16 protein-coding genes and 2 pseudogenes are annotated in these 21,556 nt (G+C 69.7%); 7 read left to right on the forward strand and 11 right to left on the reverse strand.

What is annotated here, in order from left to right; translation table 11 throughout:
- A pseudogene (locus H537_RS54450) lies at window positions 1–322 on the forward strand (ISNCY family transposase); the annotation flags it as partial.
- Between the two features lie 273 nt (window positions 323–595).
- Here the strand turns inward: H537_RS54450 and H537_RS52990 are convergent.
- Window positions 596–1,372, reverse strand: coding sequence for a hypothetical protein (locus tag H537_RS52990; protein WP_169517017.1), 777 nt, complete (start codon window positions 1,370–1,372; stop codon window positions 596–598).
- Window positions 1,373–1,837: 465 nt separating this feature from the next.
- Here H537_RS52990 and H537_RS43570 point away from each other — a divergent pair, with 465 nt between their 5' ends.
- The gene (locus H537_RS43570) at window positions 1,838–2,722 is read left to right on the forward strand and encodes a DUF2189 domain-containing protein (RefSeq protein WP_051242779.1); all 885 of its coding nucleotides are present in this window, start codon (window positions 1,838–1,840) and stop codon (window positions 2,720–2,722) included.
- Here the strand turns inward: H537_RS43570 and H537_RS0116485 are convergent.
- Together H537_RS0116485 and H537_RS0116490 are read right to left on the reverse strand one after the other, a co-directional pair.
- Window positions 2,686–3,171 carry a GNAT family N-acetyltransferase gene (locus H537_RS0116485; RefSeq protein WP_084150725.1) on the reverse strand — a complete coding sequence of 162 codons (486 nt, stop codon included), beginning with the start codon at window positions 3,169–3,171 and terminating at the stop codon, window positions 2,686–2,688. The genes H537_RS43570 and H537_RS0116485 overlap by 37 nt on opposite strands.
- Window positions 3,168–4,157, reverse strand: a complete 990-nt coding sequence (locus H537_RS0116490) for a quinone oxidoreductase family protein (RefSeq protein ID WP_028998767.1) — start codon at window positions 4,155–4,157, stop codon at window positions 3,168–3,170. The genes H537_RS0116485 and H537_RS0116490 overlap by 4 nt, the downstream gene beginning before the upstream one ends.
- A gap of 65 nt (window positions 4,158–4,222) precedes the next feature.
- Here H537_RS0116490 and H537_RS0116495 point away from each other — a divergent pair, with 65 nt between their 5' ends.
- The 3 genes and pseudogenes from H537_RS0116495 to H537_RS43575 all read left to right on the forward strand — a co-directional run bounded on the left by H537_RS0116495 (window position 4,223) and on the right by H537_RS43575 (window position 6,751).
- Entirely contained in the window at window positions 4,223–4,576 is a 354-nt protein-coding gene (locus H537_RS0116495; protein ID WP_310733020.1) for a putative signal transducing protein, read from the forward strand.
- Window positions 4,573–5,487, forward strand: coding sequence for a DMT family transporter (locus tag H537_RS0116500; RefSeq protein WP_028998769.1), 915 nt, complete (start codon window positions 4,573–4,575; stop codon window positions 5,485–5,487). The genes H537_RS0116495 and H537_RS0116500 overlap by 4 nt, the downstream gene beginning before the upstream one ends.
- Window positions 5,488–5,809: 322 nt before the next feature.
- Window positions 5,810–6,751: pseudogene (locus tag H537_RS43575) on the forward strand (IS110 family transposase).
- A 16-nt stretch (window positions 6,752–6,767) separates the two neighbouring features.
- On the opposite strand, the gene H537_RS43580 reads toward H537_RS43575, so the two are convergent.
- The 3 genes from H537_RS43580 to H537_RS0116530 form a co-directional block, all read right to left on the reverse strand.
- The gene (locus H537_RS43580; RefSeq protein ID WP_051242781.1) at window positions 6,768–8,096 is read right to left on the reverse strand and encodes an HlyD family type I secretion periplasmic adaptor subunit; all 1,329 of its coding nucleotides are present in this window, start codon (window positions 8,094–8,096) and stop codon (window positions 6,768–6,770) included.
- A 13-nt stretch (window positions 8,097–8,109) separates the two neighbouring features.
- Window positions 8,110–9,954, reverse strand: coding sequence for a type I secretion system permease/ATPase (locus tag H537_RS43585; protein ID WP_064735990.1), 1,845 nt, complete (start codon window positions 9,952–9,954; stop codon window positions 8,110–8,112).
- 444 nt (window positions 9,955–10,398) lie between these two features.
- Window positions 10,399–11,181: an SDR family oxidoreductase gene (locus H537_RS0116530; RefSeq protein WP_028998770.1), complete on the reverse strand. Its 783-nt coding sequence runs from the start codon at window positions 11,179–11,181 to the stop codon at window positions 10,399–10,401.
- A 391-nt stretch (window positions 11,182–11,572) separates the two neighbouring features.
- On the opposite strand from H537_RS0116530, the gene H537_RS0116535 reads away from it, so the two are divergent.
- The gene (locus tag H537_RS0116535) at window positions 11,573–11,803 is read left to right on the forward strand and encodes a hypothetical protein (protein WP_028998771.1); all 231 of its coding nucleotides are present in this window, start codon (window positions 11,573–11,575) and stop codon (window positions 11,801–11,803) included.
- Window positions 11,804–12,212: 409 nt separating this feature from the next.
- Window positions 12,213–12,815 carry a hypothetical protein gene (locus tag H537_RS51200; RefSeq protein WP_156901770.1) on the forward strand — a complete coding sequence of 201 codons (603 nt, stop codon included), beginning with the start codon at window positions 12,213–12,215 and terminating at the stop codon, window positions 12,813–12,815.
- Window positions 12,816–12,848: 33 nt separating this feature from the next.
- Here the strand turns inward: H537_RS51200 and H537_RS0116545 are convergent, their stop codons facing one another.
- From H537_RS0116545 to H537_RS0116565, 5 genes are all read right to left on the reverse strand, one after another.
- Window positions 12,849–14,945, reverse strand: coding sequence for a site-2 protease family protein (locus H537_RS0116545; RefSeq protein ID WP_028998772.1), 2,097 nt, complete (start codon window positions 14,943–14,945; stop codon window positions 12,849–12,851).
- Complete coding sequence (locus H537_RS0116550; RefSeq protein WP_028998773.1) at window positions 14,939–16,294, reverse strand: efflux RND transporter periplasmic adaptor subunit; 1,356 nt, start codon at window positions 16,292–16,294, stop codon at window positions 14,939–14,941. The genes H537_RS0116545 and H537_RS0116550 overlap by 7 nt, the downstream gene beginning before the upstream one ends.
- Window positions 16,295–16,463: 169 nt before the next feature.
- Entirely contained in the window at window positions 16,464–17,267 is an 804-nt protein-coding gene (locus H537_RS43595; RefSeq protein ID WP_051242783.1) for an efflux RND transporter periplasmic adaptor subunit, read from the reverse strand.
- 31 nt (window positions 17,268–17,298) lie between these two features.
- Window positions 17,299–19,206, reverse strand: a complete 1,908-nt coding sequence (locus H537_RS43600) for a TolC family protein (RefSeq protein ID WP_051242785.1) — start codon at window positions 19,204–19,206, stop codon at window positions 17,299–17,301.
- 75 nt (window positions 19,207–19,281) lie between these two features.
- On the reverse strand, window positions 19,282–21,556 hold a 2,275-nt coding region (locus H537_RS0116565; RefSeq protein WP_028998774.1), incomplete at its 5' end, for a VCBS domain-containing protein.

Genomic DNA, 21,556 nt, shown 5'->3' on the forward strand with positions numbered 1-21,556 from the left:
GTTGCCGCGTACCAACAACGATCTCGAACAGCTGTTCGGCTCGTACCGCCATCACGAGCGGCGCACCACGGGTCGCAAGGCCGCCAGCCCTGCCACGGTGCTGCGCGGTGCGGTGCGACTGCTGGCGGCAACGGCTACGCGGGGGTGCTTGGTCACGGCACGCGAGCTCGCGTGTGCCAACCGACAACGCTGGCGGGAGTTACGGGCACAACTGGAACGGCGCCGCTGCGCACGCGTGCAGCGCACCCGGTTCCGGCGCAATCCCGAGCAGTACCTCGCCAACTTGGAGCAACTGGCCGATCAGCTGGCTTTGCCGTCCTAGTTTTTTTGCGCCTGCAAGGGGGCGGACTACAGCTTCGAAAGCGTGTCTTCAGATTGTCAGCGCGGTGGGTACACCCGTGTGCCGCTGCTGCCGTGAACGTTTGCACACCAGCGCGCTGCTTGATGCGCTGCTCATGTGCCGCGGTATGGTCCCCACGTTGCCGCGCCCGGCGACGCCAGGCACGCCGCTCGGGCATGCACCCCGCGCCTTGCAGCCACATTCGACACCGGGGCGCTTTTCACATGCCAAGGAAGAGCATGTGAAACGAAGCGATCACTGCGGCGACGGCACCGAAACGATGAAGGGGCTGGCCTTCAGGGCTGCACGCTCCGCATCCCGCAGCTCGATATTGGGGAAATTCACATATCCCAGCCACATCAAGGATCCGTCATCGCATGCTGAAGCCTTCTCTTCGCATCCCGCAGGGTGGGGAAGCCCCAAAGCATGCCCAAGTTCGTGGCCAAGTCCACCTATCCAGCGATTGACGCCGGCAGCACCCTCATAAGGAACTGGGGCGCCGCAATCATCGGTGATCACGCTTTCGCCGGAAACTCCCTGAAGGTCCTGCACTGGCAATATGGCCACGCCCTGGGCACTGGCCCCCAGACTTTCCCTGTCGCCACATTGGTGACGCACGTCTGCATAGATCACCCACCGGTGCGCCGAGTCGTTCCAGGCGAATTCGGGAATGCAGTCCCTGACGGCGGCCGCCACCCGACTCCAGGACTGCGTGGCGTAATAGGAACCCGGCTGCCGGCCTTGGCAGGTTTCGACCGCCGGACTCGCCAGCCGGAAACTGTATCCCCCCAGGCGCTGTGCATACCAGTCTTGAATAGACAAGGCCGCGCGCTCGATGGCCGAGCTGTACACGGCGTGCACGCTGGTGTTCGCAGGATGGAAGTAGATGAAACGGACCGTTTTTTCCTTCTGCGCGCTCAGGTCTTTTTGTTCGACCGAACTGCTGGTACCCACTTCACTGTCACCGCCGCCACAAGCTGACACAAGAGCACTGGCAAGCAGGGCCTGCACCAACACTATCCTTGCTTTCATTTCACCTCCGCAACTCAAGACGGCGAATATTCAAAAGATATGTCGTCAAACCCATTCGCAATTGATGGAGCCGACTTCTGTTGCCCGGCGGAATTAAGCCTTTCAAGCATTACGCAATAGGCCATGTCGCACCGGACGACCCCATTTAATGCCTAGCCAAACAGCCGCTCAATGCTCTACCCCCCTCTTTCCGCCCCCCTTTCCAAGCGACGATCTTTTACGGAAATATCTACACCCCAGCGCAATCGATTCAATCCAGAAAACAGTATGACCAGCAGCAACATTCAAATACAGCATTTGAAGCGAGATACTTCTCTCACAAACAGACAGGCTTAAGAGGCGCGTTCGTCGCAACCGCCGTGCAGGGTTCGCGCCGGCCTGTCCGGGCTTACGGAACTCCCCCATGGACTCGGGTCAGGGTCGCCCCTAACCTGCTTCGCACCAGCATCACCTGGAGGAAGCGCCATGGCATTCGAACCGTTCAACCAGGGCTCCGTGCCGTCGCCGGCCGGTACGGCCCCGGCTGCCGTCCCTTCCGAAGGTTCCCTGACTCGGCTGCGCACGCTGCGCTGGTCCGATCCGCTGCACTGGCTGGCCCTGGGCTGGCGCGACTTCACCCGCTGCCCCGGCCTGGGCCTGTTCTACGGCGCCGCCTTCGTGGCCATGGGCTACGCGCTCATGAAGGTGTTCGAGGAGGCACCGGCCTACGTGCTGGCGCTGTCGGCGGGCTTCCTGCTCGTGGGCCCCTTCCTGTGCCTGGGCCTGTACCAGGCCAGCCGTCACCTGGAGCGCGGCGAGCGGCCCGACCTGGGCGACTCGCTGCTGGCCTGGGACACCCGCACCGGCACGCTGGCGTTGTTCGGCGGCGTGCTGCTGGTGCTGGAGATGATCTGGGGCCGCGCCGCGATGGTGGTGTTCGCCGTCAGCTTCGACGGCATGCCCGACTTCAGGGGCTCGCTGCTGATGCTGGCCGACCCGGAGAACCTGGGCTTCACCGTCACGTACCTGGCCGTGGGCGCCGTCTTCGCCGGGCTGATCTACGCCGTGAGCGTGGTCTCGATCCCGATGATCCTGGACCGCCAGACTGACGCCGTCACCGCCGGCCTCACCAGCCTGCGGCTGTGCCTGACGCAGCCGGGCGTGATGGTCTTCTGGGGCGCGCTGATCACGCTGATGGTCGTGGCCGCGATGCTGCCCTTCTTCGCCGGGCTGCTGGTGGTGGGCCCGTGGCTGGGGCACGCCTCCTGGCATGCCTACCGCGGCGCCGTAGAGCCGGAGCCCCAAGCCGCCACGGCAACAGCGGTGCCGCCGGATCAGAGCACCGGCGCGGCGCGCGACATCTCGATGTGAGGGATGTCGTCCTCCAGGTAGGTCTCGCCCTCCGCCCGGAAGCCGTGCATCTCGTAGAAGCGCTGCAGATGCGCCTGCGCCGAGATGCGCAGGCCGTGCCCCGGGTGGATGAGCGCGCATTCGCGCAGCCCCTGGGCGACCAGCTCGTGGCCCACCCCCGTGCCCCGGGTCTCGGGTGAGGTGACTACGCGGCCGATCGAGGCCTCCGTGTACTTCAGCCCCGGGGGCACCAGGCGCAACGCCGCCTGCAGCGTCCCGGCCGCGTCGAAGCCCAGCAGGTGCAGGCACTGCGGGTCGGCCCCGTCGGGGTCCAGGTAGACGCAGTTCTGCTCCACCACGAACACCCGCGAGCGCAGCTGCAGCAGCGCGTAGAGCGTCGCCGCGTCCAGCGCCGCGAAGGGCACGCAGCGCCAGCGCAACCGCAGCGAAGTGGCCGTCACCGCGCTCATAGCAGCAGCACGCTGCAGCCGGTGGTCTGCCGCGCCTCCAGGTCACGGTGCGCCTGCGCCGCGTCGGCCAGCGCGTAGCGGCGCTCCACCGGGATCTTCACCGCGCCCGAGGCGACGACCTCGAACAGCTCGTCGGCCATGGTCTGCGTGGCCTCGCGGCTGGCCAGGTGGCTGAACAGCGTCGGCCGCGTCAGGTAGAGCGACTTCTTGGCCAGCAGCCCAATGTCCACCGGCGGCACCGGCCCGGAGGAGGCGCCGAACAGCGCCATCAGCCCGAAGGGCCGCAGGCACTGCAGCGAGCGCTCGAAGGTGTCGCGGCCCACCGAGTCGTACACCACCTTCACGCCCGCGCCGCCGGTGATCTCGTTGACGCGCGCAACGAAATCCTCCTTCGAGTAGTCGATGGCGTGCGCCGCGCCGTTAGCCAGCGCCAGCTCGCACTTGGCGGCCGAGCCGGCCGTGCCGATGAGCTGCAGGCCCAGCGCGCGCGCCCACTGGCAGGCGATCAGCCCCACCCCGCCGGCCGCGGCGTGGAACAGCACCTGGTCGCCGGGCTGCAGGCCCTGCGCCGGCAGCGTGCGGCGCAGCAGGTACTGCACCGTCAGGCCCTTGAGCATCATGGCCGCGCCGGTCTCGAAATCGATGCCGTCGGGCAGCCGCACCACGTGGGCCGCGGGCATCACGCGCGCGCTGCAGTACGCGCCCGGGGGCTGGCTGGCGTAGGCGGCGCGGTCGCCGGGCTGCAGGTGCTGCACGCCCGCGCCCACGGCCTCGACGATGCCCGAACCCTCCATGCCCAGGCCGCCGGGCAGCGGCTGGGCATAGGTGCCGTTGCGGAAGTAGACGTCGATGTAGTTGAGCCCGCACGCCTCGTGGCGGACGCGCACCTCGCCCGGGCCGGGCTGGCCGACGCTGACCGGCTGCAGCTCCAGCACCTCGGGGCCGCCAGTGCGGTTGAAACGAATGGCTTGTTCGGAAGAAATCACGGGGTCTCCAGGTGGTTCGGCCGCGGTAGGCGCGGGCAGCGGGCGCCGCAGCCGGTTATGGTGCCATGACCCGCAGTCACGCCCGCCCCGGCCCGCCCGCCATGCGCCGCCTCACCACCGCTCCCAACCTCGCCATCGCCACGCTGTGGGCCGATCTCCTGAACCAGTCCGGCGTACCGGCACAGGTGCAGCGGGCCTGGGCCGGCAGCATCGCCGGAGAGATCCCGGTGGACCAGGCGCTGCCCGAGGTCTGGGTGCTCGAAGACGAGCGCCTGGAGGAGGCGCGCGCGCTGCTGCAGGCGCAGCGCGAGCTGCCCGCGCAGCACTGGCGCTGCCCGGCCTGCGGCGAGCAGGTGGACGGCCCTTTCGGCCAGTGCTGGAACTGCGGCGCGCTGCGCCCGCAGGAGTCCGCGCGATGACGCGGCTGGCGCCGCGCACCGTGCTGCTGCTGACGCTGCCGCCGCTGCTGTGGGCCGGCAACGCGGTGGTGGGACGGCTGATGGTGGGCAGCGTCCCGCCGCTGACGCTGAACTTCCTGCGCTGGCTGCTGGCCGCGCTGCTGCTGCTGCCGCTGGGCTGGCGCGTGCTGCGCGCGCCGGGCCAGCTTCGCGGGCGCTGGCCCTACCTGCTGCTCACGGGCACGCTGGGCGTGGGCATGTACAACGCGCTGCAGTACCTGGCCCTGGTGAGCTCCACGCCCATCAACGTCACGCTCATCGCCTCCAGCATGCCGGTGTGGATGCTGGCGGTGGGCGCCCTCTTCTACCGCGAGCACCCGGGGCCGCGGCAGCTGCTGGGCGCGCTGCTGTCGCTCACGGGCGTGGTGTTCGTCATTGCGCGCGGCGACCCGCACGCGCTGGCGCAGGTGCGCTTCGTGCGCGGCGACCTGTACGTGATCGTGGCCATCATCGCCTGGGCCTTCTACAGCTGGCTGCTGGCGCGCCCGCCGCGCTCCATGAGCGGCGAGCGGCGCCCGCAATGGCACTGGGCCGAGGCGCTGCTGCTGCAGGTGCTTTTCGGTCTGCTGGGCGCGGGCGCGGCCGCCGGCCTGGAGCAGGCCGCGGGCACCCACGCCGTGCGCTGGGGCAGCCCCTGGACGCTGGCCGCGCTGCTGTACGTGGCCGTGGGCCCGGCACTGGTGGCCTACCGCTGCTGGGGCCTGGGCGTGGCCACCGCCGGACCGGCGCTGGCCGCCTTCTTCAGCAATCTCACGCCGCTGTTCGCGGCGCTGATGTCGGCCGCGGTGCTGGGCGAGCCGCCGCGCTGGTACCACGGCGTGGCCTTCGCGCTGATCGTGGCCGGCATCGTGGTGTCGGGTCGGCGCGCCTGAGGAGCTCGCCCCAGGATGCCCCTCCCGGCCGGCGGTCCGGCAACGTGAACAAACTCACCGTCATGAGCAAGCGGCTGCCGATGGCAGCCGCCCAGGCGGCCCCCAGGCGGGCCGTCGGTGACGCCCGCGCCTTGTATCTCCAGAGCGACGTTTCGGACCGGTTCACGCAGCCCGATGCGCCTCTGGGTTGATGTTGGAAGCCCATCACTGAGCACTGGGCGCGTGAGCCGGACCGTCCTCTCTTGCAGCCCGAACGGTTGTAGGAACTCGCAGTTCGCATAGACAAGGATGGGAGCGAGAGGACGTATCCGACGCTGTTTTCATAGGCATCGACGTGTCGAGTCAGACGCTGGAAGTGGCCAGCAGTGCCCAGGTCAAGACCTGGCAGGCGAGCAACGACAGCACCGGCATTGAGCCGTTGGTGACGCAGTTGGTGGCGCTGCAGCCGGCGTTGGTGGTGTTGGAGGCCACGGGCGGCTACGAGTTCGAGGCCGCCTGCGCGCTGCAAGCCGCAGGGCTGGCTGTGGCGGTGGTCAGCCCGCGCATGGCGCGCGGCTTCGCACGCGCTTGTGGGTGCGCTGGGCAAGACCGACGCGCTGGACGCCAGGATGCTGGCGGCCTTTGCCCGCATGCTGCACCAGCACCCCGAGCGCGAGCGCTTCGTCAAGCCGCTGGCCGACGCCGAGCTGCAACGGCTGCAGGCCCTGGGGTGCTGCGCCGGCGCCAGCTCGTGCAGATGCTCGCCAGCGAGCGTCAGCGCATGCGCATCTCCCACGCCGCGGCACGCCCGAGCATCGAGCGCGTCATCGAGTTCCTCCAGCGTGAACTCGACGACAGTAACGCCGAGGTCGCTGTGCACGTGCAGCGCCATCATGCCGAGCTCGCAGAGGCGCTGCAAAGCGTGCCAGGTATCGGTGCGGCCAGCGTGGCGGTGCTGCTGGCCGAGCTGCCCGAGTTGGGCAAGCTCGACCGCCGCCGGGTAGCCGCGCTCGTGGGCGTGGCGCCGCTCAACCGCGACTCGGGCCAGATGCGCGGGCAGCGCGCCATCTGGGGCGGGCGCGCCGATCTGCGACGCACCCTTTACATGGCCACGCTTACCGCGGTGCGCTACAACCCGCCTCTGAAGGCCTACTACGAGCGGCTGCTGGCCACGGGCAAGCGCAAGAAGGTTGCCCTGGTGGCAACCATGCGCAAGCTGCTGACGATGCTCAACACCATCGCCAAGCACGGTTCGCAGTGGAATCCGACGCTGCATACCGCTTGACGGCTAAGACGGCTGCTCACTCCGTCAGCGACTGCCGCAGCCGCGCGGTCAGTGGCTCCAGCACGTAGTCCAGGAAGCTGCGCTCGCCCACGCGCACCAGCACGTCCACCGGCATGCCCGCGCGCAGCGGCGAGTTCACCGTGGGCAGCTTGGCGCGCTCGGTGTCGGGAATGGTGATGCGCGCCAGCAGGTACGGCGTGCCGGAGCGATGGTCCTCCAGCGCGTCGGCCGACACCGTCAGCACGCGGCCTTCCAGATCGGGCAGCCGCACGCGGTCGCTGGAGGAGAAGTGCAGTTGCGCCGACTGCTCCGGCTTGAGCTTGTTGGCCATGTTTACCGGCAGCCGCGCCTCCACCAGCAGCGCGTTGTCCTGCGGCACGACCTCCATGAGCTTCTCACCCGGCGCGGCCACGCCGCCCACGGTGTGCACCGCCAAGCCCACAACCTGGCCGGCCACGGGCGCGCGCACCTCGGTCTGCTGCAGCCCCGTGACCAGCGTAGCCACGCGCGCCTGCAGCGTGGCCTCGTCGTGCACGAGGGTGGCGCGCTCGGTCTCGACGTCGCGCACCTGCTCGCGCCGGCGCCGCTGCAGGCTCGCCGCCGCCTCCTCGATGGCGCGCAAGGTGCGCACGGCATCGGACTCGCTGCGCGCGATGTTGGTCCGCAGCTCGGCAATGGAGCGCTCCAGGTCCAGCAGCCGCAGCTTGGGATAGTTGCCCTCGGCCACCAGCTCCACCAGCGCCTCGTGCTGCTGTTTCAGGATCGCGAGCTGCTCGCGGTAGCCCACGGCCATGCGGCGGTGGCTTTCGAGCTCGGCTTCGAGCTGCGCCTTGCTGGCCTGCAACTGCTCCAGCTCGGCCTGGCGCGCGCCCACCTGCGCGCGCAGCAGCGACTGCTGCGCCAGGCCGATGGACTGGAAGCGCGCATCGGCCGGCGCCACCGCCGCGGCCGGCAGCCGGTCGCGGCCTGCGGCCGCGGCGTCCACGCGCGCCAGCGCGGCACGCGCCAGCGCCAGCTGCGCCTGCGCGGCATCGAGCTCGGCCTGCAGCTGGCGCGCATCCAGCCTGAGCAGCAGCTGCCCGGCCTGCACGCTGTCGCCCTCGGCCACCTGCAGCGACTCGATGCGCCCGCCGCTGACGTGCTGCACTGCCTTGCGCTGGTCGGCCACGGCCACCATGCCCATGCCGGGCACAGCTTGGTCCAGCGGCGCCCACGCCGCCCAGGCCAGGAAACCGCCAAAGCCCAGCACGCCCACACCCACGCCCAGGCGGATCGCCGGCCGGGGATCGCCGTCGCGGCGCACTTGGGAGTTGCGCGACAGCGCGTCGCTGAATTGGTTCAACATCTCGGATCCCAGATCAAACGATGGCGCCCGGACGGGCCACGGTGATGCCCGGCGCGGCCTGGACGACGAAGGGTCCCTGCGCGGTGGCCACGACCGCGAAATGCGGTCCGGCAGGCTGCTGGGCCGGCGCCGCCGGCGCGGCCTGGCCAGCCTGGCCGCCCTGCGGGTTCAGCGACTGCAGCACCTTGTCGCGCGGGCCGAAGGCCGCGGCCTGGCCGTCGCGCAGCAGCAGCATCTTGTCGGTGATGCGCAGCAGCGAGGTGCGGTGCGACACCACCACCACCGTGGCGCCGCGCGCCTTGCAGCCGGCCAGCGCCTGCGCCAGCGCGGCCTCGCCCACGTCATCAAGATTGGCGTTGGGCTCGTCGAGGATCAGCAGCTGCGGGCGCCCGTAGAGCGCGCGCGCCAGGCCCACGCGCTGGCGCTGCCCGCCCGAGAGCGCTGCGCCGCCCGGGCCCACCGGGGTGTCGTAGCCCTGGGGCAGGCGCAGCACCATCTCGTGGATGCCCGCGGCCTGCGCCGCGTCCACCACCTCGGTGCTGTCGGGCTCGGCCAGCCGCGCGATGTTCTCCGCCACCGTGCCCTCGAACAGCTCCACGTCCTGCGGCAGGAAGCCGATGTGCGGCGCGAGCTGCTCGCGCGGCCAGGTGGCGAGGTCGGCGCCGTCCAGGCGCACCTTGCCCGCCTGCGGCACCCACACTCCAGCCAGCACCCGTGCCGCCGTGGACTTGCCCGCCCCGCTGGGGCCAATGATGGACAGCAGCTCGCCCGGCTCGGCGCTGAAGCTCACCTGGCGCAGCAGCGCCTGCTGCGAGCCCGGGGCGGCCACCGACACGCCTTCCACCGCCAGCTTGCCCGCCGGCGCCGGCAGCGCCATGCGCTCCGGCGGCACCGGGGCCACCGCTAGCAGCTGCTCCAGCCGCTTGTGCGCGTCGCGCGCGGCCACGATCTGGCGCCAGTTGCCGATGAGCATCTCCAGCGGCGACAGCGCGCGGCCCAGCAGGATGGAGGCGGCGATCATCATCCCGCCCGACATGCGCCCTTCGAGCACCAGCAGCGCGCCCAGGCCCAGGCTCAGCGACTGCGAGAAGATGCGCACGAACTTCGTCACCGAGCCGATGCGTGCCGCGGCCACGCTGGTCTCGGCCTGCAGGTCCAGCGCTTCCTCGCTGAGCTTGGTCCAGCGCCGCTGCACCGCTGGCAGCATGCCCATGGCCTGGATCACCTCCGCGTTGCGGAAGCTGTTGTTCATGTAGCTGGAGGCGCGGGCGTTGAGGCGGTTGGCCTCCTGCAGCGGGCCGTGCGTGCGGCGCTCGCTCCACCACAGCAGCACCAGCAGCACGATGCAGGCGCCGACCAGGAACGCGCCCAGCCACACGTCGATCATGAAGCCCGCAGTCATGAAGATCACGGCGAAGGGCCCATCGTACAGCAGCAGCAGCCCGGTGCCGGAGACGAACTGGCGCAGCGAGGTCAGGTCGGCCATCGCCAGGCTGGGATTGCCCCCGCGCGAGCGCGCCGCGTCGCTGAAGGCGGCCTCGAACACGCGTGAGGACAGCTTGATGTCAAGCGCGTGGCTGACCTGCTGCAGCACCGACGAGCGGATGTACTCCAGCGCGGCGTAGATGCCGTAGAGCCCCGCGGCCAGCAGCGTAAGCATCAGCAGCGTCATCTCGTTGCGGCTGCCCAGCACGCGGTCGTAGACCTGCATCATGTAGATCGAGGGCACCAGCAGCAGCAGGCTCAGCACGAAGCTGAAGCTGCCGGTGGCCAGCATGCTGCTGCGCAGGGTGCGCAGCGCCAGCGTGATCTCGCCGGCCTGAGCCGAGGCCGCTGAAGGGGGAACAGGACGGGTCATGGGAGGGTCGTCAAGTCAAGGCGGGCATGCGCGCGCACGCGGCACCCTGGAAGCCCGGGGCGGATTCGCCCTTGAAATAATCAGGCAGCCCAAACCGGAATGGCTCCGCACTTTGGGCGTGCATGCGCACCGCCGTGAACGAGGCGCTGTAATCAAGAAATGCCACGAAATCCCCTGCCATGTCTATTTGATTGTTCCTGCGGCCACAAATGTTGGCGGCGAAATTTGACACTCTAATTTTTAAATCCAGCCCTCAATTCACCGAAAAGCAAGCATTCTTCCCGCTTCAACGACAGGTCAGACGGCGCGGGCCGAGCACGGGGAGGACGCCCCGGCCGCCTTGCGCCCTGTCAAGCCTTGCGTAAATGCCGGCAGGCGTTCCGGTACTTGTTTGGCGGGCGCGTGCTGAAGCCAAAACGGCGGCGCCCGCGAATTAAGGGAGATTCAGAAAGTGCCGGGGTAGGCGCCGCCGTCAATGAGCAGGTTCTGCCCCGTGATGTAACCCGCATACACGCTGCACAGGAAGGCGCAGACGGCGCCGAACTCCTCGGCCGTACCGAAGCGCCCCGCCGGATTCTGGGCGCGGCGGGAGTGGGCGATTTCCTCGAGGCTGCGGCCGCTCTGGGCCGCGGCGCCCTGCATGGTCTGGCGCAGCCGGTCGGTGTCGAAGGGGCCGGGTAGCAGGTTGTTGACGGTCACGCCGCGCGCCACCGTCTTGCGTGCCAACCCGGCCACGAAGCCCGTGAGCCCGCTGCGCGCGCCGTTGGACAGGCCCAGGATGTCGATGGGCGCCTTCACCGCCGCGGAGGTGATGTTGACGACGCGGCCCCAGCCGCGGTCCATCATTGGATCCACCACCGCCTTCATCAGCTCAATGGGCGTGAGCATGTTGGCGTCGAGCGCGCGTATCCAGGCCTCGCGGTCCCAGCCCCGAAAGTCTCCCGGCGGCGGCCCGCCGGCGTTGTTGACCAGGATGTCCACCTGCGGGCAGGCCGCCAGCGCCGCCGCGCGGCCCTCGGCCGTGGTGATGTCCCCGGCCACCGCGCGCACCTCCACGCCCGGGGCCAGCACGCGCAGCGCCGCCGCCGTGCGTTCCAGCGCCTCGGCGCCGCGCGCGGTGACGACGACGTTGACGCCCTCCTGCGCCAGCGCCTGCGCGCAGCCCTTGCCCAGGCCCTTGCTGGCGGCGCACACCAGCGCCCAGCGTCCGCGAATTCCAAGATCCATGAGTGACTTTCAACGGTTGAGCAAAACGACACTGGCCAGCCCCGTGCCGTGCGGAGGCCGGTGGCCCCGGCGTGAGAGATTCACCCAAGACCGGCGTCCCCGCCGCGGAGGTGGTCGGCGGACTGATCATGCCCGCCGGTGTCGGCACTGGCCCGCAGGATCAACCTCGTTTGTTCCGCGCCTTGCGACTCGCCGCCTTGGAGGGTGGGCAGTAGCTGAGAAAAATATGGACGAATAGGACAAGAAAGCGTATTGATGGCCTGCGGCACAGCACACGTGCCATGTAAAGCCGGGATGGCGGTAGAACTTTTTTCGGGTGGCATTGGCGCGAAGGCAGAATGCCGGTTGCCGCCCAAGCAGTACGGAACCGAGGCGATGCAGGTGTTGCCTCATGACTGAGCGCTGCGTCTTCACCCACCAGACGCGGCTGGCGCTTGCGGCCGAGCAGGCCCGGGCACTGGACGCCTACGCCAAGTTGCACGCGCAACGCGATCTCAACGAGCTCAAGCGCGAGTTCCTGGCGCAGTTTGGATTGACCGTGCGCCAGTTCAACGCCGTTCGCATCGAGCTCGACGGCAAGGTCCAGGCCATCCGGCAGCGCCGGTTGCAACTCATCGACTAGGCGGCGCTGCAGCGCGACGAGGCCCAGGGCCGGGTGGGCTGTGCTTTGGCAGCCGCCGGCTGTTCCATGCCCAGGCCATGGGCCAATAGTCTCGGCGCTGGGTATGAGCCGTCTTGTACCGGCCTCTACCCAGGCCGGCAAGCCGACGACCAAGCGCGTGGGCCGCGCCATCAGCTACCGCTTCTTGCACGACGACAAGGGCTGGCGCGTGTTCGCTAGCGTCGAGATTGAGCCTGCGGCTGTCACCACATCAGCGGGCGCTGGGCTGCATCGGCGTGGACATCAACGCTGACCACCTCGCCGTGGCGGAGCTGGACCGTTTCCGGAATCTAGTGGACGCGCGGCGCATCGAGCTGCCCACGCGGGCAAGTCCAGCGATCAGGCCAAGGCCCTCATCGGCGATGCAGCCGTGCAGGTCGCGGCGCTAGCCCAGGCACCTGGCAAGCCGCTGGCTCTGGAGAAGCTGGATTTCTGCAAGAAGAAGGCCGAGCTCGAAGCGGTGGACCGGGCCCGCGCCAGGCTGTTGTTCTCGTTCGTCTTCTCCAGCATGACCAGCGCTCTCAAGGCGGCATGCCTGCGAGCCGGCGTGAAAGTGTTCGAGGTCAACCCGGCATACACTTCAGTCATCGGCGCGGTGAACCATGCACAGCGCCGGGGCATTTCACTACATCAGGGCGCGGCATGTACCGTCGCCCGTCAAGGATTGGGGCTGCGCGAGGCTCCGGCCGTGCGTGAAGCCATCGTGCCGCTGCGCAATGGCGGCCACGTCACCTTTGCTGTACCCGCAAGGAATCGCGCGAAGCATGTGTGGCAGCAATGGTCGGGAATTCGCGAATGCCTCAAAGCAGCGCACGCAGCGCACTGGCGGTCAGGCGGCTCTAAGGATCCGCCCGCACCCTTGTGCCTGGCCACGCGGGCATCAAATGCACACCGCATTTCCGCGGTGCAATCCCTTCGGGCGAACCGCTCCCAACACTGTTCGGGGTGCGTCTTGGACGATGTTCCGTTCTAGTGGAACAATTGTCCATACTTTAGGAGCGGTTATTTATAGCCCGGACTGCTGGATCAGTACCGACAGGGCGCTCTCCATCCAGGTCCGCGCCAAGCTCTCGCGGGTGCCCTGGAAATGCACGCGCACCGACTGCACGGCCGTCACCGGCACGGCACCCTCACCATCCAGCGTCCCTTCCACCAGCACGCGGAACCAAGCACCTGCTGGCTTGAGGTCATGCCGCGGCAACGTAGGGTTCAGGGGGACGACGCCACCGTGCTCCTGGGCCAGCAGCAAGTGCGGCAGTCGCGCCACGGGGCTGTCGTCAATGGCGATGACGTGACCGGCCAGCTTCCTGAAGCGGCCCTGCGCAATCACGACCGCCGGCGTGCCGGTGGCCAGACGCAACCGCTCGCGTTCGGGCACCAGCGCCTCCACGCGCCAATGCCGCCCGTCCACCACCACTGCCAGCGGCCGCGAGGCGCCGACCCAGGTGCCGGGCCGCAGTGTCTGGTCGAGGTCGCGCACCACACCCTGCTCCAGCGGCAGCAGGTGCAGCCGCTGCAGCTCCGCCTCGTGAGCGCGGCGCTGGGCTTCCCAGCGCGTGGCCTGCTGCTCGGCTGCCACTCCTTGCGCCGCACCGTCGCGCTCCATGCCCAGCGCACCGCGCGCGGCACGGCTGTAGGCGGCAGACAGGGCGCGGGCCTTGTCGCGCTCCTGCTGCTGCGCCGGTGCGGCCAACTCGGCCAGCGGCGTGTCGGCCTCCACCCGCGCGCCCTCGGCCATGCGCACGTGCTCTAGGCGCGCCGCGTACGGCGAGAACACCGGCTGCTCAGCCGCCGCGCGCAGCACGCCGGGTGCCGTGACGCCGCCCCACCACGGCGGCAGCAGCCCCAGCAGCGCGGCAGCCAGCACGGCCAGCGCCGCCACCGCACGCCGCGGCGCCACTTCGCTGCGTCGGCGCCACCACACCCGCAGCTCGGCCCACAGGGGTCGGATTACAAACACCACGATCTCCACGAAAAACAGGAACACGCCCAGCGCCTTGAAAAAGGCGTGGTAGACAACGATGGCAATACCCACGAACACCACCAGCCGGTACAGCCAGGTTGCGAAGGCGAAAGCCATGAGCCCACGCCGCCAAGCTGGCGGGAGCACTTCCGGCACGGGATCATCGAACCCCGGTAGCCAGCGCCGCAGCGCGTGGCGGCCCAGCCTGCCCGCGCGCTCGTGCAGGCCCGGCAGATCCAGCGCGTCAGCCAGGATGTAGTAGCCGTCGAAGCGCATGAACGGGCTGGCGTTGACCGCCAGCGTCAACACCCAGGCAGTGGTGGCCAGGAAAAACAGCGCGTTGCGCAGGCTTCCCTCGGGCACGAAGCTCCAGGCTAGCGTGCACCACGCCGCCAGTACCAGCTCCGCGGCGATGCCGGCCGAGGCAATAGCCAGGCGCCGGCGCGGCGAACGCATCCAGCTCTCGCCGGTGTCGGTGTAGGGCATGGGCCACATCACCAGCAGCGCCACGCCCATGTGGCCCACACGCACACCCAGCCGCGTGGCCACCAGCGCGTGACCGAACTCGTGCAGCAGCTTGGACACGAACAGCGCGCCGGCGAATCCCAGCACGCCTTCCCAGCTCATCGCACCGCGCAGGTTGGCCTCGACCGTGTCGAGCTGGCGCAGCGCCAGCGCCACGCCGGCCAGCGCTGCCAACACCGTCAGGCCCAGAAAGCGCGGCGTGAACAGCCAGCCCACCCAGGGCAGCAGTACCTGCAGCAGCCGCGCCGGACGCAGCAGCGGGATGCGGATGAACAGATAGTTGTTGAGTAGCCAGCGCCACAGTGGTGACCGTGTCTGCGGCCGCGCTTGCTGCAGCAACTGGTGCGCGGCCAAGAAGCTGGCGAACTCGCGCACATCCTCGGGCTCCGGCGCCAGCGTGGTGTGGCGGGAGATCTCCTCGGCAATGGCCTGGGCACTGCCTAGTCTCCAACGGCGCAGCATCTCCAGCTCCAGCCAGCCGATGCGGAAGAACAGGTTGCGCACCGGATCACCGATGTGCCAAGCCGGCGAACCGTCGCGGTTGCTGCCGCCGTCATGCAGCTGCAGTTCCTCGCGCAGCGCGGGCCAGGGCGCCGCTGGGGCCGGTGTCAGCATCCGCACCACTCACGCGCCGCGGCCAGCGGCCGGCGCAGCATCAAATAGCCCAGCACGGTCCAGTCGCCCGAGACGCGCGCCGTGCCGCGCAACCCGATGCGCGCCTGCGCCGTGGGCTGCTCGATGGTGCCGCGCAGCAGGTAGCTGGCCACGCCGTTGGGCGCCTCCACCGCCTGGTAGCTGGCCATGTCCAGCCGCGCCGCCATGGGCGCCAGCGGCGCCACGCTCAGGAACAGCGTCATCGACGCGCCGGGCAGCAGGTTCACCGCCTCCTGCACCGGCGCCCAGGCCTGCACACCCAGCACGCCGGGATCGGCTAGCAAGCCCAGGCGCTCGCCGGTTTGCACCGGACGCCCGGCCCAGTCGTTGGGGTCGGAATAGACGAACACGCCCAGACCGGGCGCCCTGATGGCCAGATGTTCCAGCTCGCGCTGCAGCGCGTCGGCGTCCACCTCCCGCTCGCGCAGCCGGCCTTCGGCCAAGTGCAACTCGGCCTTGGCCTGCTGCGAGTCGATGGCACGCTGCGCGGCCTGCAGCAGTTCCACCCGCGCCGAGGCCAGGGCTGCCTGCGCCACCGCCAGTCGGTTGTAGAGCGTGCTGTCATCGAGCTCCGCCAGCACCTGCCCGGCTGCCACCGGGGTGTTGGGTGGCACGACCATGCGCTTGACCACACCGTCACGTGGCGCGGCGATAACTTGGCTACGATTGGACACCACCTCGGCCGGCACTAGCGCGTACTCGCGCACAGGCGTCAGTAGCAGCAGCGGCAGCAGCGCCAGGGCCCAGCGCACGCCCCGGCGAGACCAGGCACGCGCGAAGAAGGCGCTCAGCGTGCGCCGCCGCTGCGTCAGCGCCCACCACGCATGGCCATAGGTGTCGGCCAGCCGCAACAGCAGGTATTCTGGAGCCGCGGCATCCAGCTCAGTGGGCCAAGGCTCCTCGCGCGCCAAGAACAGCGCCGCGCGCACGCGGCCATCGGGACCGGCTAGGCCCAGCACCCAGACGTGCTCGGGCATCCATTCCGCCCAGGGCTCGGCCAGGGCCGGCGGTAGCAGCGATGGCGTCAGGGCCAGCACACGGGCGCCGGCCGGCAGCTCCTGCAACTGCGCACGCAGGTGCTCGGTCACCGCCCCCAGCCACCGCCCATAGGGCGTGTCGGCCTCAACGTCAGCCAGGCCGGAATGCGCCGCCAACGCGCTGCGGCGCGGCGGCGCAGGCAGCGTCACCAGCGCTGCCTGCCGGTAGGACACCAGCGCCCGCGTCTCGTTGCAGAACAGGAAGCCCAGCTCCGCGGCGGTGCCTGCGGCATGGACCTTCGCGGTGAGCCCGTGGAAAGCAGGATCGATCATGGAAAGCACACAAGGGGCTCGCAGGCCCAAACAAAAACCCGGCCCAAGGCCGCCGACGCGGTGCCGCGGCGGAGCCGGCCGCTACGTTCAGTCCGGGCCAGTGTGCGTGCCGGCGCCAGCAGCCGATCCGCCGAACAGCCCCGCCTTTGCGCGGGCAGGTTGCGAAATGCTACTGCGGCGGCGGGAGCGCCGGCGCCTTGACCTGGCCGCTCATGCCGGGCAGCACCTGCGCGCCGCCGCTCACGTCGGTTTCGATCTCGACGGTCTGGCTTACCGCATCGACGCGGCCGGAGATGCGCAGCACCTTGAGCGTCACGGCTGCACCGGTCTCGTCCACCAGGGCGTCGAGCACCCGGCCCACCTTGAGCCACGCCAGCCATTGCGAGGGCGCGTTCAGCCGCGCCTTGGGCCGCCCGCTGCTCACCAGCTCAATCACCGGCGCGCCCGGGTTGACGCCCTGCCCGATCTTGACGTGCACACGCGCCACCTTGCCGTTGAAGGGGGAGACGAAGTTGCACTGCGCCATCTGCGCGTCGGCCACGCGCACCTGGCTGTCGGCCTTGTTGACGTTGACCGCGGCCAGCTCGACCTCCACCTCCGCCGCGGACTGCAGGCCCTGCAGCTTGAGCTTAGCCTCGTGCTGCACGCGCGCGGCCTCCAGCTCGGCCTGCGCCGCGCCGCGCCGGGCCTGGATCTCGGCGCAATCGAAGGCGGCCACCACCTGGCCCGCCTGCACGTGGTCGCCCAGGCCCACCGGCAGCCGCGCGATGCGGCCGGTCACCGGCGCCGACAGGATCGTCTCCTGCGCCGCCACCACGAGAAAGCGCACCGGCACGGCGCGGACCTCGCCCGGCGCGGGCACAGCCCGGGCGGCGGGTGCCGCTGCGGCGGCGGCCTGCGCGGCGGCATCCGCCACCGGTGCCAGTAACGCCAGCAGCAGAGCGCCGCTGGCCAGAAAGGGAAACTGCTTCACTTCGAAAATCCTTTACTGCTTTGGACTGCCGTCACTGCGGCGCCGCGGCGCCACCCTGCACGCTGGAGATGCGGCGCAGCTCGCCCATAACCGACAGCGCAGCCGCCTCGGCCAGCGCCGTGACAGCGCGCGGCGTGGTCTCGGCCGGCAACACGCTGCTGTAGCGTTGCTCCAGCACGCGCCGGCCGCCGGGCTCCGTGACGACCATGGTCCACTGCGCGCGCGCGCCGCGCGCACCTTCGGCGCGGCTGAAGGCCAGCGACAGCTGCAGCGCCTGGGCGTCGGCGGCGGTGCTGATGTCGTTACGCGAGAGCACACGCTCCACGGCCGTGCGCACCAAGGCTTCGCCCACGGGCGCCGGCACCTCGGCCACCCGCACCACGACCGGCCGTCGCAGCGCCTGCGCCGCGCTCGCCTGCACGAAGGCACCCGTCTCGGCGGACTGCAGGCTGCCCCTGATGGCTGTGGCCAGTGTCGGGATGTCGGTGCCGGTGACGGTGTCGGGCAGCAGGTCCATGCCCACGGAGTTCAGCACCCGGCCGTAAGCCGCCTGCGTGGCGGCGTTGGCCGTGGCCAGGTAGAAGCGCGAGACCAGTGCACGCGCGTCGGTGCGCAGCGCTTCCAGTTCGCTTTCTAGCCGGTTGCTGCTACCCGCAGCCGAGATGCTGGCCAGGCGCTGGTCCACGCGGCTGGCCTCGGCCGCCAGCTCCTCGTCGTACACTGCCAGGCGGTAGCGCTCCACCGACACGCGCAGCTGCGTCAGCACCGCCATGCTCAGCGCCAGGCGCCGCGCCTCGTCGGTTTTCTCGCGCGCCTCGTTGGCCCGCTTGATGGCGGGCAGGCCGGCCAGGCGCAGCAGGTTCATCGACAGGCTGAGGCCGCCCTCGGCCCAGTTGCTGTTGTAGAGGTAGCCATTGGAGTCGTAGCGCGCGCCGGCGTAGAAGTTCACGCTCGGGAACAGCGCGGCGATCTGCCGTTTAGCTTCGACCACGCCGATACGCGCCTTGTAGTCCTCCTCGCGCAACTCCGGGCGCTGCGTCAGCGCCGCGGTCTCCAGTTTGTCCAGGTCCAGCGGCACCGGCGCTAGCCGCGCGCCGGGCTCCTCCTGCAGCGTGAACTCGGTGCCCGGGGGCAAGCTCATCAGCGCCGCCAGCTCGCGCTTGGCGAACTGCATTTCCTGGCGCTTGACGTTGACGATGGTCATCGCGTCCAGCAGTGCCCGCTGGTAGCCCAGCGCCTGCGACGGCGCCAGCACCCCGGCACGCTCAGCCTCGCGCGACTTCTGCAGTGCGTCCTGGATGCGCCCGGCCAGCGTATTGGCCTCTTCCAGCAGCCGCTGCGCGCCCAGCGCGCGCCAGTAGGCGGTGCGCACGTCCTGGACGATGTTCTGCAGGATCTTGCGCCGGCGCTCCTCGGCGATGTTGACGTCGTCGGCCGCCTGCTTGGCGCGGTAGTAGCTCAGGCCAAAGTCTAGTGCGTTCCACGACAGCGTGGCACGCTCGAAGTGATGGGCGCGTTCCTCGGAGGTGGACGGGCGCAAGCTGATGACGCGGTCCTCGATGCCGATGCTGGTGCCCCCGGAGTCGTTGTTGCGGTGGTTGTAGCCCGCATCGGCCACGAGCTTGGGCAGCAGGTCGAGCTCGGCGACCTCCAGTAGCCCGCGCGAGAGCGCGCTCTCCATCACCTTGAGCCGGTAGTCCAGGTTGAACTTGAGCGCGCGCGCCACGGCCTCGGAGAAGCCGATGGGTCCGCTCACGGATACCTGGTCGCGGTACATGCGCTGCTGGTCATTCTGCACGCGCTGCCCCACCTCCTGGTCGGTGAGCTTCACGGGCGTGACGCTGCAGCCGGCTAGCAGCAGCGCCGCAGCCGAGGCGAGCGCCCCCCAGGCCGGGCGCGGCAAGCGGGAATTTTTGTTCTGGTTGATTTGTTTGCTCATACAACTTTGTCTTCTTGACTCGATGAACTGCGCCGCGGCCGGTGCCGCGGCGGCTGCAGGTCGATCCCTGGCGGGTCAGGTTCGGGCCACGGACACCCGCACGCGCGGCGCGGCGGCGGCACCCGGCACCCCGTGCGAGGGCAGCGGCGCGACGCGCTCCGCGGCTTGCGCCGCCAGCTGCCGCGAGAAGCCCGGCGCGGCGGCGCGCGGCTGTGCCGGCCCGGACGGCGGCGGGGCCGGTACGACGATGCGCTCCGGCGGCGCCGCCTCGGGCGCCGGCGGCGTCAGAAAGGCACTGCCCGACTCGGCGGCCTGGCCCTGCGGCGTGATCACGGTCGGCTCCGTCAGCTCCGACTGCGACAGGCGCTGCACCAGCTCCAACTGCATGTCCCGCATCAGGCGCAGAGAAAAGGCCACGCCGTCGCGGCTAACGTGCTGGCCCTGAGTCATGGCTTGCGTCGCGCGCAGCAGCTCGCCCTGGAGCTCCTCGACATCGACGACGCCGACACTGCCGGCCGCGCCGGCAGCCAACGCCAGGCTCTGCTGTGCCGAGTCGCGCACCGCGTGCTGCACGAACAGCCCCAGCTCCATGCCCTGGGTGATCTCGCGCTGCGCCGGCTCGTAGGCCACCGGGAAGATCTGGTCACCCGCCTTGATGAAGGCCGCGCTGCCCCGCAGCGTCACCACCAGCACGGCGCTGCTGGTGCTGCCGTCAGCATCGCGCAGGGTGTAGGTGAAGCGCTCGACCAGCGCCTTGCCGTTGACTATCGACGCCACCTCAGAGTGGGAGTCGTCCACGGCATAGACGTAGCTGCCGTCGGCGTTGAGCTGCAGCGTGCCGTAGACACCGCGCAGCGCGCTCCCGCCCACCGTGCCGGCGCGGCCGTCGGCGGTGACGAAGGCCACCACGGTCACGGGCGTGTCCGCGCCCAGGCGGTCGGCCACGTCGCGCGCGCCGCTGCTCACACCGCCGATCACATTGCCGCTGGACGTAGCGCGGGGCAGCGACACGCTCAGCTGCGTCGCGTCGTCGCGCGCTACCGGTGCGTCGTCAACGATCAGCACGCGCAGGGTGCCGTCCACGCGGTCGCCGTCGCGCTCGAGCACGCTCAGCACGATATCGTCCGTCAACTCAGCATCGACCGCATGGGCCTGCGCACTCGAGAGCGTGTAGCGGTAAGACACGGCGCCGCTGGCGGCATCGAAACCGGTGAGCGTGATCGTGCCGCGCGCAGTGGCTACGTTGACGGGCGAGCCCGTTAGGCCTGCAAGCTGCGCCGCGCTGACAAAGGTACCGCCCACGCTGACGCCCTGCAGCCCATCGGGCGCGGTCAGGACGAAGCGGCCCTGCGTGGTTTGGCTGCCGTCGACGTTGGCAACGCCCTTTTCCTCCACGGTGGCCTGGCCCGTGCCGGCGCCGTTACCGTCTTTGATGACCAGCGTCGGCACGTCGTTGGTGCCGGTGATGGTGATGACCAGTTCGGCCATGCTGTTGTCTTCGTCGCCGTCGGCGTCGGTGAGCCGGTAGGACAGACGCTCTGTGAGGGTTTCACCGGGAACAAGGTGTTGCACTGCCGCGTTGAGGTTGTCCAGCGTGTAGGTCCAGCGCCCGTTGGACTCCATGAGAATGGTGCCGTAGGCCGTAGCCATGGCTGTGCCGACGGTGCCCGGCACGCCGCCCATGCTAAAGCCGCTGATCGGCGTGGCCGTGGTATCGGCACCCAGCCGGTCGTTGCTGAACACGTTGCCGGTCACGGTCGCCGGACCGGCGTCCTCGATAAGCTGTGCCGTGTCGTTCGCGGCCGTGGGCGCGTCGTCCACGATGCGCACCGTCAGCGTGCCGGTGTTGGTGGCGTTGCCCGCGTCCTTGATCGCCAGCGCAATGTCGTCGGTGCTCTCCGTCTGGCCGGTCTGCACCAGCGCCGCCTTGAGCGTGTAGCTGTAGGCCAGCGTGCCCGCCGTGGGCACTCCGCCCACGTACGTCACGTCCTTGAAGCCCGTGAGCCTGAGCGTGCCCTTGCCCGTGTCGATGTCCACCGCCGTCGTGCCCAGCCCCGCCAGCTCCGCCAGCGTCAGCTCCCGGCCACCCACCGTGACCGTCTGCAGCCCGTCGGCAGCCGTCACCGTGATGCTGCCCGTGGTGGTCTCGGCCGTGCTGCTTGCATCCACCAGCCCCGCCTCGTACACCGTGGCATGGCCCGTGGCCCCGTCGTTGCCGTCCTGCGCCACCACCGTCGGTGCGCCGTCAGTCTTGCCGCGGATGGTGATGGTCAGCGTCGCGTCGGACCAATCACCGTCGGCGTCCGCCATGCGGTAGCTCACCACCTCCTGCAGCGTCTCGTTGTCCTTG

This window comes from Azohydromonas australica DSM 1124 (assembly GCF_000430725.1).
GTDB classification, from domain to species: domain Bacteria; phylum Pseudomonadota; class Gammaproteobacteria; order Burkholderiales; family Burkholderiaceae_C; genus Azohydromonas; species Azohydromonas australica.